The organism is Ruegeria sp. AE3, assembly GCF_056542225.1.
In genome coordinates this window covers 1-12,386 of the sequence record NZ_JBQFZL010000028.1, presented here as the reverse complement: position 1 = coordinate 12,386, position 12,386 = coordinate 1, and the positions used below count along the sequence as shown (strand labels likewise).

12 protein-coding genes and 1 pseudogene are annotated in these 12,386 nt (G+C 52.6%); 3 read left to right on the top strand and 10 right to left on the bottom strand.

Going from position 1 to position 12,386, the window contains the following annotated elements; all coding sequences use genetic code 11:
- Positions 1-145 precede the first annotated feature (145 nt).
- Complete coding sequence (locus tag ACR0NZ_RS20220; protein WP_480521455.1) at positions 146-1,303, top strand: cation:proton antiporter; 1,158 nt, start codon at positions 146-148, stop codon at positions 1,301-1,303.
- A 15-nt stretch (positions 1,304-1,318) separates the two neighbouring features.
- On the opposite strand, the gene ACR0NZ_RS20215 is transcribed toward ACR0NZ_RS20220, so the two are convergent.
- Positions 1,319-1,726, bottom strand: coding sequence for a c-type cytochrome (locus tag ACR0NZ_RS20215; protein ID WP_480521453.1), 408 nt, complete (start codon positions 1,724-1,726; stop codon positions 1,319-1,321).
- A gap of 1,099 nt (positions 1,727-2,825) precedes the next feature.
- Positions 2,826-3,329 carry an Hsp20/alpha crystallin family protein gene (locus tag ACR0NZ_RS20210; protein ID WP_480521451.1) on the bottom strand — a complete coding sequence of 168 codons (504 nt, stop codon included), beginning with the start codon at positions 3,327-3,329 and terminating at the stop codon, positions 2,826-2,828.
- 280 nt (positions 3,330-3,609) lie between these two features.
- Between ACR0NZ_RS20210 and ACR0NZ_RS20205 the strand changes: the two genes are divergently transcribed.
- Complete coding sequence (locus tag ACR0NZ_RS20205) at positions 3,610-4,914, top strand: ferredoxin reductase family protein (protein ID WP_480521449.1); 1,305 nt, start codon at positions 3,610-3,612, stop codon at positions 4,912-4,914.
- 335 nt (positions 4,915-5,249) lie between these two features.
- Positions 5,250-5,771 carry a flavodoxin domain-containing protein gene (locus ACR0NZ_RS20200; RefSeq protein ID WP_480521447.1) on the top strand — a complete coding sequence of 174 codons (522 nt, stop codon included), beginning with the start codon at positions 5,250-5,252 and terminating at the stop codon, positions 5,769-5,771.
- 123 nt (positions 5,772-5,894) lie between these two features.
- Here the strand turns inward: ACR0NZ_RS20200 and ACR0NZ_RS20195 are convergent, their stop codons facing one another.
- The 8 genes and pseudogenes from ACR0NZ_RS20195 to ACR0NZ_RS20160 all read right to left on the bottom strand — a co-directional run bounded on the left by ACR0NZ_RS20195 (position 5,895) and on the right by ACR0NZ_RS20160 (position 11,702).
- A complete protein-coding gene (locus tag ACR0NZ_RS20195) occupies positions 5,895-6,740 on the bottom strand; it encodes a universal stress protein (RefSeq protein WP_480521445.1) in 846 nt (281 codons plus the stop codon).
- An 88-nt stretch (positions 6,741-6,828) separates the two neighbouring features.
- A complete protein-coding gene (locus tag ACR0NZ_RS20190; RefSeq protein WP_480521443.1) occupies positions 6,829-7,206 on the bottom strand; it encodes a SnoaL-like domain-containing protein in 378 nt (125 codons plus the stop codon).
- Positions 7,207-7,647: 441 nt separating this feature from the next.
- Entirely contained in the window at positions 7,648-8,046 is a 399-nt protein-coding gene (locus tag ACR0NZ_RS20185; protein ID WP_480521441.1) for an IS110 family transposase, read from the bottom strand.
- A 91-nt stretch (positions 8,047-8,137) separates the two neighbouring features.
- Positions 8,138-9,037 (bottom strand): sterol desaturase family protein, encoded by a 900-nt coding sequence (locus ACR0NZ_RS20180; protein ID WP_480521439.1) that lies wholly within the window; start codon positions 9,035-9,037, stop codon positions 8,138-8,140.
- A gap of 145 nt (positions 9,038-9,182) precedes the next feature.
- Positions 9,183-9,584, bottom strand: a pseudogene (locus ACR0NZ_RS20175) (IS110 family transposase); the annotation flags it as partial.
- 156 nt (positions 9,585-9,740) lie between these two features.
- Positions 9,741-10,394: an aspartate/glutamate racemase family protein gene (locus ACR0NZ_RS20170; RefSeq protein ID WP_480521457.1), complete on the bottom strand. Its 654-nt coding sequence runs from the start codon at positions 10,392-10,394 to the stop codon at positions 9,741-9,743.
- Positions 10,395-10,600: 206 nt separating this feature from the next.
- The gene (locus ACR0NZ_RS20165) at positions 10,601-11,338 is read right to left on the bottom strand and encodes a hypothetical protein (protein ID WP_480521437.1); all 738 of its coding nucleotides are present in this window, start codon (positions 11,336-11,338) and stop codon (positions 10,601-10,603) included.
- A 16-nt stretch (positions 11,339-11,354) separates the two neighbouring features.
- On the bottom strand, positions 11,355-11,702 hold the full coding sequence (locus ACR0NZ_RS20160; RefSeq protein ID WP_480521435.1) for a hypothetical protein: 348 nt from the start codon (positions 11,700-11,702) through the stop codon (positions 11,355-11,357).
- Positions 11,703-12,386 lie beyond the last annotated feature (684 nt).

Here is a 12,386-nt window from a genome sequence, read left to right as displayed (position 1 = left end):
GGTCAGCCAGAAAGGATTGCTCATGTCACCGCTCTGTTTTCAGAGCCGTGAAACACGCAGCGCTCGGGAAATCAATGCATCCTGACCCTAGTAGGCGGAGTTGGAGTTAGAGTAGTCTAGACATGAACTTAACGCTTGGTTTTCTATGCACGTTGCCGGCTTTCTGATTACCCTTGGTGTCCTCTTCCTTGCCGGATTGGCGGCCGACCAGCTTGGCAGGGCCACGCATCTTCCTCGTGTTACAACCTTACTTTTCCTCGGTCTGATCGCAGGGAACGCCGGGATGGGGTTGATCCCACTCGACGTTGCCATTTGGTTCGACGAGGTATCCATTGTGGCCTTGACGATGGTCGCGTTTCTTCTTGGAGGATCTTTAACCCGAGAGAACCTGGTTCGGCATGGCCGTGCCATTCTGACGATTTCGATATCGATTGTAATTGCGACCTTTCTTATCGTGTCGGCTGGACTAACTGCAGTTGGCGTACCCTTCGGGTTAGCGTTGGTGCTGGCGGCAATTGCCACAGCTACGGCTCCGGCCGCCATGACTGACGTAATCAAACAATCTGGAGTGTCCAACAGCTTCACCGAGACCTTAAAGGGCGTTGTCGCAATTGATGACGCTTGGGGTCTGATCGTTTTCAGCATCGCCTTGGTTCTGGCCGGTCATTCTGACGGTTTGGCCACGGTCACGATCACGGCGATGTGGGATTTTGGGGGCGCCATTTTATTGGGTGCAGCACTAGGCGTACCGTCCGCTTACCTAACTGGTCGCTTAAACCCGGGGGAGCCAATGCAAGCCGAAGCGGTGGGAATCGTCTTTCTTACAGCAGGTCTTTCATTATGGCTGGAAGTTTCGTTCCTTTTAACAGGCATGGTTGTGGGCGCAGTTATCGGGAATCTGGCCCGCCATCATGACCGTGCTTTTCATGAAATCGAGCACATTCAGTGGCCATTTATGATCCTTTTCTTCCTGCTGGCTGGCGCAACGTTGAATATTGAAGCCTTTGGCTTGATGGGCTGGGTCGGTGCACTTTTCCTGATCCTGCGCATAGTGTCCCGCCTAGTTGGGGGCTATTGCGGGGCAAGAATTGGGGGCCTGCCTCGCCGTCAGGCCCCCTGGTATGGTCCCGCGTTGCTGCCGCAGGCCGGTGTCGCGGTTGGAATGGCCCTTGTAGCCGGAGAGCAATTTCCGAATTGGGCCGCGTCCATCTTGGCCTTTACCTTAGCCAGTACTGTGGCCTTCGAAGTGGTAGGGCCGCCATTGACTCTCATGTCTATCAAACACACGGCTGATACAGATTAGCAGATTAGTCAGTGACTATTCAGCCTGGATCGATTCAAGAAAGGCGAGCAAATTCGCCAACGGCAGGCCTACCATCATTGGTTGCCCATTAGGCAAAGCTAACGCGATTTGTTGGTCTGTCTCAAACACCGCACCAAAGATTGGCATTTCGCCCCCATGGGCGAGCAATTGTGAACGACCATCAATCTGTTCAGCTATTCGGCCTATAGGAAACACTCCATCGTTTTCACTCGCCAGCTTGGTGAGGTCGGGTGTTCGAATAGCAAGCATTTCGGCCATCGGCCCATCCCCAGTTGCTTCGAAACCATGGCATTGCCAGCAATACTTCCGGTACAAATCACTTCCGGCACTGACATTGACGTCCTGCGCCAGTGCAGGTGCCGTGGTGAACAAAGCCAATAAAATTCCTAGAAAAAACTGCATATGCTCCTCCAATTCCCTACCTCTGATGAAGATTCAATTAAACAGTATCCCAAGGAAACTTCTTTGACCTTGCTCATGTTATTCACTCCAGTAAGAACATTGGCGTTTCATTGGAATAGAGTTTGAGCACGCGCCAAATCTAATCCAGGCGAACATCCAATTGCGCCATCTCGACATTGACCTCACCACCTGCGTCCACAGATGATGCTCCTTCCGATACGTTCATATGCCTGAGAATTCTGCCAAAGGTGATAAGACACTCAATGCAACCATCTGAGAGCACGCAACCGAGCCGATACCACTCCGTCTGGCAGGCTGTCAGTCGCAACGTCGGAAATGAGCAAGTCTCTGCGAAGCTTCCTTTTCCGTCGTAGAAAACGGCGAACACGGTTCAGCGTGTTTTCACGTTTCTCTGGATAGTCGGTTTCCAAGTAACTGTCAGTTTCTGGAACTATCATCGAAGCAAGCCGTTTCAAACGCCGGTCCTTCGGCAACTCGATTATCCGATAATCTTGGCTACACCGGTAGAGCAGCCAATCAAGATGACCGAGGATATGGTACATACCCTTGATACTGGATATCTCTAAATCGGACCTGCTGAACAGTTTCATCTTGTCTATGTACGAGCGCGCTTCGGACACAGCAGTCTCAACGTTGTCCCCCCACAAAGTCGATTCCGTTTGGCTGAGATGTCCCCATACATGACCGAAGGTGTGCCACTTCGGCCCTTACAATTTGTTCGACTTTAGCTTTTGTTGTTTCCACAGCTATTTCTAGGATCCCAGGAATGAGAGGATCTAGAGATCTAGTTAACTCTGCACCTCTGTCGGGTAACAGCGCCTCGACAAGTCTGGCGGACGGTTTAGCGAACAGCAGGATCAGCACTACGCCTATCCAATCGCGTGAAGACATTCTACCACGCTGCAACACCAAACGTATGGCCACGTACGAGTGCTCAGAAACAGCATAATTGCAAACACTTACGATGTCTGCCCGGATTCAACCAATAACACTTATAGGTCCGCAACTCGAAAAGGCCGACCGATGATCGGCCCTCAGTGCTGTCATGCTTAAGGACAGCTGCGAACCAGCAGGCCGTCTATTTCGACGATACCTTTATCTTACGACTTGGATCCCGAGGCTTAGTCTTCGGCATTTCGATATGCAAAACGCCTTTGTCGAATGTTGCTGAAACCTTGTCGATTTCCACGGTGTCTGGCAGCGTCATGGCTCTAGAAAAGCTGCCATAGCTTCTTTCGCTGACACGCAGATCGCCCGTTTCATCATGCGCAATCTTCTTCTGACCGCGCAGGATTAGCCTGCGGTCCTTGACTTCAATTTCGACGTCATCCTCTTCGAGCCCCGGCAATTCAGCCGTAAGAATAATCGCAGAATCCGTTTCTTGGATATCAATCGCCGGTGAAATTGCACCCGTCATATCAAGAGACGGAAAACCCGTGCGTTGCGCAGCCGTTTCCATTGGTAGGAAAGGTGATCTTGCTCCAAAAAAACGCGACATCAGGGTTTCCATTTCACGTCGAAAATTGTCTGGGAGCGGATGCGTTCCAGTGAAAAGTTGCGGGGACTTTTTGTCTTCTAACATTTTTTGAACCTCCTCCTTTGGTCGGATTTCGCGCGCGTAACATTATGACAGAAAACGCGGTTAAGAACCTTGATCTTGCGCAAGCATGCAGCTTCAGCTTTTGCCAAATCGCACGAACCGGCTGAGCCAACAGAAACAAGAACCGTCAGCCAACAAACTTGCCATGTCGTGCTGAAATTAAGACCAATCTCAGTAGGCTTGATCGGAGTCCCAGGTCAGCTTAGCGTTTATCCTGAATGAGCCCGAGTTGCCTACCTTTAGCACAGTGGAACAAAGCCGTATGAAATGGCCGTATCTGGCGCTGATTTACGTTTTGCTGATCTTGGCTCCCTTGGGTTTTTCTTGGTCCTTGGGATGGCCACCGCGACCATTTCATCAAGATCTCGGGTCCGGGCTTGGAATGCTTGCATTTTCAATAATCCTGGTGGAGTTCGTCCTGTCTGGGCGGTTCCGGTTCATCTCTTGTAGTTTGGGTATGGATGTGACCATGCGGGTGCATCAGTTGATGGCGCGTACCGCACTCGGCTTTGCGCTTATACACCCGCTGCTGTATCAGGGAACGCCTTCTGGCGGACGCCGCCCGTGGGATGAAACACACCAACTTACGATTACGACCGACTTTTCTGCGCTGGTATCTGGCATCGGCGCTTATTTCTTACTGTTCATTCTGGTCGCCCCGGCAATTGCCCGTAAATCCCTTGATTACAAATACGAGACATGGCGCCTCTTACACGGGCTGGGAGCCTTGGGGATTGCCTGCCTGCTATTGCACCACACGGTATATGCTGGGCGCTACGGTGGGCATCCGCTATTGACGTATCTCTGGCTTGCCCTGACCAGTATTGCAGTTGGAGCTTCACTGTATGTCTATCTCGTTCGTCCTTTGCGTCAGAGGAAAAGGCCGTGGCACGTCACTTCTGTGTGTCGACTAACACCGAGGCAATGGGAGTTGCGCGTCAAGCCCGATGGTCACAACGGACTGACCTTCAAAGCAGGGCAGTTTGCTTGGCTAAATGTCGGCCACAGTGCCTTCTCGCTACACGAGAACCCATTCTCGATTAGTTCTGCACCGGCCGAAGGACCCGAAGTTTCATTCATGATCAAGGAGCTTGGGGATTTCACATGCGGCCTCGGAAAGATCGCTCCGCAAACCCCGGTCTATCTGGACGCCCCATACGGAAATCTGTCGATCGACCACCGTCCTGAGAAAGGCATTGTACTGATCGCAGGTGGCGTCGGGATCGCGCCGATGCTGAGCATTTTGCGTCAGACAAGGGCGAGTGGGACACGGCACGATATCAAGCTTATCTATGGCAACCGGGTCGTGGAACAGATTGCTTATCGCCAGGAGTTATCCAAGGAAGATACAGTATTTGTTCTATCCGAACCGCCAAAGGATTGGCGCGGAGAAACAGGTTTGGTCGACGGTCCCCTATTGGACCGCAATTTATCTTCTAAGCAATTTGAAAGCTGGCTTTATGTTCTCTGCGGCCCCCCTGCCATGATGGACGTCGTCGAAGATCACCTAATCGCACGGGGCACCGCGTCCTACCGGATTTTGTCTGAAAGGTTTGACTATGATTAGATTGCTCAGAAACCTGCCCGCGCGCCAACAGGTGAAGTTCTCGGTGTGGTGTATCAGTTTTACAATTTTCACCGCTGCCTTGACCTTTTCCTTAAGATAGCAAAACGGACCATTTGGCCTTGCTAGTTTCAAAATTGTCAGCCGAAACAAGCAAGTTCTCTTGGAAATAGCTGTCGTCGCGAACTTCCTCAAAATCATTCTCCGCTTGGACAGCAATTACGTACCACAACTATCCCGATATGCTCCCAAGAAACGCCTTTGATGGAGATCAAGGGCAACGCTCGCCACTTACTCATAATAAAAAATCTATTCAGGCCGATTTTGGGAGGATCGGAATGACCGTACTCATCGCCTTCGCTACCGTCGAAGGCCACACAGCAAAGATTGCGCGTTTCATCTGTAATGTCGCGAAGAATGCCGGTTTCAAAACAAACCTGATCAATACCGATGATTTCTCTGGCCACGTATCGCTTGACGGTGTGGTCAAGGTTGTTCTTCTGGCCCCTGTCCACGAACGTAGGCACCCCGAGTCATTCGAGGCTTTTGTCACTTCAAACAGAGATGCCCTAACTAAACGAAAGTCTCTCGTGCTTTCCGTTGGTCTAAAAGCTTCTTTCGCGTCAGGTCGAGAAGAAGCACGCGACTATCTCAACGAAATGTTTATGCGAACAGGTTTTGAACCGAATGCGACGGCGTTGATCGCAGGCGCGTTGAGGCCCGAGAACTACGGGTATTTTGAGAGGGAGGTCCTTAAGCACGTTGTCTTGCTAGGTCGAAAAATCGATCCACAAGATGGGGCACGGGAATTTACTGACTGGGACGAACTGACGTCAATTGTAATAGATTTCCTTAGCTGAAACAGTCGGGCAAACCAGCATCAATCTCAAGCGATTTCCTAATAGCAACTGGCTGCTCCCGCATTTGCAGGTGAACATTTTTAGCTATGGCTCCCAGCAAATCACAGTCGCCGGTTCGTTTAATCAGTGTCCGAAAAGCACTGGCAACCTCGTCTGCTCTAACATTGCTTGCGTCGTTCCCCCAAAAACTGACTCACGCAAATGAGAATGCCCATAAGCGCCCATAGCAACGAGGTCGGCCCCCAATTCTCTTGCGCGTTCTTGAATGCAGTGTTCGATCGAAGCCCCACCACATGGGAACTGCGACACGGTCGCGTTGCAACCGTGATGGCTGAGCCATCCAGCAATGTCAGTTCCGGGCACTTGATCTTTTACGTCATCAGGCGACGGCAAATCAAAACACCCAATCACAACTTCGTTGGCCGCCAGAAAATAGGGTAAAGCTAAATGCGCAGCCCTAGACGAAGGCAGGCTATCATTCCATGCCAAAAAAATGCAGTCGCGTTGGGCAAACGGATCTCCATTGATCATCAGGGGGACCGGCGAATGAAACAACACTCCGCACGCGATCTTGTGAAATAAATCGGGGTCTTTTCGCAACTCAGCGTCTAGAAAAGCGATATCAGAGCAATTTGCTTGTCCTGCCACAAGATGCTGTAACTCTGCTCCAGATCCCATAAAGGCGATTACATTTGCCGGTACGCCCTGCTCGACCAGAAACGCTTCAACTTCAGTGGCGCGGGACATCAAGGCGGCATTTTGCGCGTTAAGAACATCCAACCAGTTTGAGGGAAGACCCCCCTCAACGAACCTGTTTGATCCATACTTTACGTAAGGCAGGTTAGGTAAAGCCGCGATCATTACACAAATCAAGTGGCCGTTCTGAATACGGGCAGTTTCAGCGCATTCCAAAATCGACGCGTCGTCAGCATCAACTCCTACATAATATGCCACTGTTCTGTGTTGCATTCCCGACCTCCGTCCGGAATTTCAATTCGCCCAAGAGCCATGCGCACTGATTAAACCAACAAATAGACGATGTTGTTAGTCGCTCTTCTTACTTAGGCAGCATGAAGAACTCTTCCAGCACAATCTTGCCTTCTGCCACCGAATACATTGCGATCTCGCGCAGGGTCATACGCTCACCCGTAGCCTTCTGAACCACTTCAGCCCTGAAGCGCACTCCAAAGCGGTTGGGTGGGTGGACGTAGGGGCCATCCACGTCTAGTTCTTGAATTTCGTGCGATGCCAACCAATCCCCTCTTTTTCCCTTTATGGCTTCTCGACCCTTTGCAACGCGGAATTGGCGAACTGGAGGCACAACTGCCTCTATCGACTGTGCGTTTTCAGCATACATTTCATCAACACTTCCAAGGCCCCTGCGCTTACGCATGGCCTGGACGAATGATCTTCCGAATTCAACCAACTCTTCCATGAGCACCCCCTTAATTACCAGTGACTGTACCACTTCTTGCCCACGCAAATCTTGACAAGGATCAATGAGCATTTGGGTAAATGTAATGCGGCCAACTCGCACTCACCTCTGCGAAGCCATTAGGGTCAGGACTTCGGTAACGGAGCCGTCCCAGTCAAGCTGTTTTGCGTAGCATGATTGATCCGCCATGGCGGTGTAACTTTACCTTGTTAGTGTCCGCTCTGCTTTCTGTCACGGCCTTCGATTGAGATCCTTGGGGTACATGCTTCGGGTCGTGGTCAGCGCGACGGCTGCCAACATGATGCTGGTTCGATGTATTTCCGATGTGCCCATCTCATAGGCGTGCATGACTAGATTCAGCGACGGTCCAGACCACGACATCATCGGAACCACGTCCCTGCGAGACCTCGAAGGCCTGCTATCAGGCAGGCAACAGGTGGATTAACAGACGATCAGTCCATGTTCAGTGCAGCGTCGAGCCGGAATACGGTGCCATCGACCCAAATTCGATGGAGAATGGCCAATACCGATCATGCGGATGCCGAAGGTTTTGAGGACGCCACGGATGTGACCTTCGAGGTCCTTGCGCTGCCGGATCAGCCTTTCAAGGGCACCGACAAGGCATCGCAGCCGGTCGACCTCTTCGCTGCGGATATGCACCGCAGTGAACCAGCCGGTTCGGGCGAGCTGCGCCAATCCTTCGGCATAGGTGGCGTCAGACTTGTTGAGCCGTGCCGACAAGCTCTTGTGCGCCTTGAGGGCAACAATGCAGGTCGCAGGCAGACCGAGACCGGCGAGGCCGCGCTGCAACAAGATCGACAACATTCCGCTTTCATGCACGATCCGTCGGGGCGTAAGTTCGCGGTTGCGAAACCAGCCCGCGACGCCCTGGGGATCAGCGGGACAGACGCCACGCGCTACAGTCTCAACGCTATTGGTCTATTTGGTCAGTGCCAAGCTTGGTTTGCCCGGACGAGACAGATGAAGATCGCTTCCGTTGGCTCGGGGTGTCGAGGGCACCTCCGCTCGCCGGGCCGCGCAGCGGCTGAATCAGCATTCGGTCGAGCCAGAGGTCTCGGCGTGTGCGAAACTGCTCGATGCCGATTTCCATGCCCTTATGCCCCATCTCGGGTTGCGCAACGTAAGTGCCTAGAAGTCGGTCCCACCACGGTAGATTAAACCCAAAGTTCGAGTTGGTCTCGCTTGGATCAACGGAATGGTGGACTCGGTGCATGTCTGGAGTGACGACGATCCATCTAAGTATTCGATCCACCGGACGCGGCAAGTCAATGTTTGCGTGATTGAAGAGCGCAGTAGCGTTCACGATCACCTCGAACAGGAGCACGGCGACAGCGGGCGGCCCCAAGGTTGCTACAACCGCCAGCTTGATCCCCATCGAGATGAGAATTTCTACCGGATGGAAACGCAAGCCAGTGGTCGCGTCAAAATCGAGGTCGGCGTGATGCATCCGGTGCAGACGCCAAAGCCCCGGTACGGCGTGGAACATCACATGCTGAAGGTAGATTGCGAGATCGAGAAGCAGCATGGAGGCCACGATGGCAACCCAAACCGGCGCCTCGATGTTGTTGAAGAGCCCCCATCCGCGATCCTCGGACATAGCTGCGAGACCAACTGCGAGGATTGGAAAGGTCAGCCGCAGGATGGCGGTGTCGAGCACCACGAGCGCAAGGTTGTTTGTCCATCGGATAACGCGCGGAATATCCCGTCTTCGCCGGGGTGCGGCCACTTCCCAAAGTGCCATCGCCGCCAGGACGGATAAGAAGGCAATAAGGCGGATAGTTGGTTCAGCAGCAAGGATTGTGTCGGACATGGACATCCACTATTCGGGTTTCTGTCGCGATAGAATTGCAAGCTGTTCTAGGCGACGACCGCTCCAATGTAACGCAGACATTCAAGCGATACCATCAGAGGGCGGCTTGGGTCCGCAACTCTGCCGTTCAGCAGATTTCAGCGAACGTCCGCTGCCGAACCAGCAACTCCCGGGCCCGCAGAACCATTGCGGACGCCTGGATCTCTTCACTTTTCACGGCAACAAAGCGCATAGTTGGTCTACTCGCGGCTTCGCAGATCGCTTCCGCATCGGCCGTATCGTTCTTTTGACATTTGACGAATGGATTCACGTAGGCCGGATGGATCAGCTTGACTTCGTGACTCAAGCGACTGATCTTGCGCGCCCAATAATGCGCACTGGCACAGGCCTCCATTACAACCACGCAACGCGGCAGCTTTGCGAAGAACTCAAGGACCTGACCCCTGCGCAATTTCTTCCGAAGAACAAGATAACCTGATCCATCCGCTCCGCGCACCTGGAAAACGTTCTTCGTCAAATCCAGGCCAATCATACTAATATTTTCCATAAACGCCTCCATTCAGGTTGTTTGCAAACCTAAGATGGCACACCGAGGCCAGCGCGGGCGTCTACACCTTCAGAACCGGAGCCCAGAATCGGGCGCGTTCGTCTTTTGACGAAACGGTGATCCAATTCAATTCTCGCCACTAAAAGCACGACGCAGTCAGCGTTGCCACGGCATCATACCAGAGTAAGGTACCCGGACCGCTACAGAATGCGCCATTTGTGCTAATGTCGTAAGGTCAAAAACGGGAAGCTGCAGCTCTTTCTGAAGACGCGCGGAATATGGCGGCAAATCGGTGCACTCCAGTACCAGCGACCGGATTTCCGGTGTTTGGTGTTTTAGTCGCCGTGCTGCTTCAAGGACTTCGGCCTCGATCACATCGGTGTCCATGCGGGTCCGTGTATTCCGCAAGATCACCTCAGCGAATTCGCTGGTGTCCTCCAATCCTTGCACCGCGACGGGAATACCGGCGGCTCCGACACCTTCGAAATGCTTTGGTGTCAAGGCTGACGCATTTGCAGTCAGCACACCCACCGGGGCCTTGGCTCCGGTCATATGGAAGGCGAGGGGCACCTGAATCAGGCTCGATGCAAAGACAGGCACGGAAACGGCTGCGGCGAGTTCCTTTTGGAACAAAGCCAGAAACCCGCAACTTCCCGTAATGGCGCGAACGCCCTCGGCCTCAAGGCGTTTTGCGCCCTCAACAAAGGGGGCAAGCAACTCAGGCGATGGGTTGTTCAGCAGGGTCGGGACGGTGATGCCGTCGATCATTTCGTAGAGCACGGGAAACGGAAGGCTGGACGGATTCTTGATGTGTCCGGGCGGTTTGAGGCCTTAAACAAACAGCTCGTCGAACCCTCCGTCCGGACAACTTCGTAGCCATCATTTAAAAGCACACTGTCCGGCGGACCACATGCTACCACAGCAGCAAGTGCAACTGCGCCGAATGCAATTCTGAGTGTAATTGTCATGTTGCTTTCCTTATTTTGTTATCGGTCACAGCAAGTCTTGGTCCAAAGTTACTGGACGATGTCGAGCTCTACGAATGATTGCGAGACGACCCGCCTCAGAGCTGACTGACAGTACGCGCGCACATTCGACTTTTCGGCCGGGGTTAATCGTTCCCAAGTACCTCCTGCAAGCTGGATTGGTAGCTTTTCAACACCCATTAACGGCCTTCCTTGCTTGGTCAGTTCACCCGTTTTTGCATTCAGCAATACAGGGGTTATGCCAATAGCGCAGTGATTGGGTCCGCTTCCGTCGCTACCGTTTACTTCAAGTATTGACCGAGAACTGTAACGTCGCGGATCATCAATTATGATGTAGGCCATACCTCCTGCAGCAGCGGCAGCCGCAATACTGACCGAACTGAGCAACACATCCTGTCCGGGTGTGTACTGTTGTCCATACTGATCAAGAGGCGTTTGTTGCAAAACGATCAAAGCGTCGGCAGCTCTGGCCACGGCGCTATTTTCGTCGCGCGTGACAGCAACCGAGGCCCCGGTGCGCCCAAGGATTTCATTGGAAATCTGTCCTGTTCCGGCTGCGGCGTCCCATCCCAATCGAGACATTGAAACTTCAAGCTCTGCCATGTTTGGGCGATATACAGATAGCAGGTTGTCATTTACCCGCGGGATTACGGCGATCGATTGATACTTTGATTTCGCACCGGCTGGAACTCCAACCTGAGATGCGGCACATGCTGACAACGTCACAACCAAACACAGCAAAATTGCTTTTGAATGGTAGGCGATCAAGTTCGAAGGATTCCGGTCACAGCGCATTGGCGATGCTCCTGTCTCCGGCAAATTTTCTTGCGATCCCGCTGACGCATTTGCTGGACAAGTCGGCAATCATTTTGTCAGAAGGCCAAGCATACGTGCGAGAAACACAAACGTCCGAATAGGCGCGTGTCGTGCCGCCTACAGACACCTTAAGCGCGGCGTCTATTGTCACGTCCCAATGGGTTGCAGTTGCGGGCGTGCTGAGTGCAAACCGTTCCACAACACCAGACACTTTTGTCTGCCCGCCGGTCACGCTATGCCCAGCTGCCGATAACTCAGACTTGATTGCCTCTGTGAACAATGCCTCCGGCGGAGGGTTTAACGTCACATAGCCCATTGTGACGCCTCCGACGGTTGTCCGTTCACCAATTCTGCCGGGTAGTACTCCGACGCCTCGTACCATTGTGAATGGTTGAACATTTAAGGCGCGCGGTGAGACTGAAGAAAGGACTCCGCCTCCGCTGGATGCGCTTTGCAGCGAAGCATTTGCAGTGGTATCTTGAACGCCCGCGCATGACGCCAAACCGATCAGCACTGTAAGTGTAGCCAGATACCTCGAAATCAATTTCAACAGTCCCATCGCTTCTCCTCCCCAAAAGGCAAAATCTGGAGAAACAGAGATATTACATTTACTGAATGTGACTTTGATTTAAATCATTGAGCTCGTGTGTACATGATTTGACGATCGACCGCCTTGGGCTCGAACCGGACATTCGGGTTATGGCTGACGGTGCTGACAGCGCAGACGGAAACTGCGGGTTGGTTTTCATGATGGGGTAAGATTCGGCTTCAGGAAGCGCCAGAATGAGAACGCTTTGATAGCTGTTCTTTGCTCTTTGGCGTAGCACCGTTGTAGCACCGGGTTCGGCAGGGCCAAACGCAGAAAGCGCCCCTTGGGACGCTAAGTGTTTGATATCTGACTGGAATTTTTGGTTGCGGGAGCAGGATTTGGCCTATACCGAACGTTAACGGAATTATTAATCTAAAAAGCCATCTCTACGCATTCCCTGTCTGTTTGAAA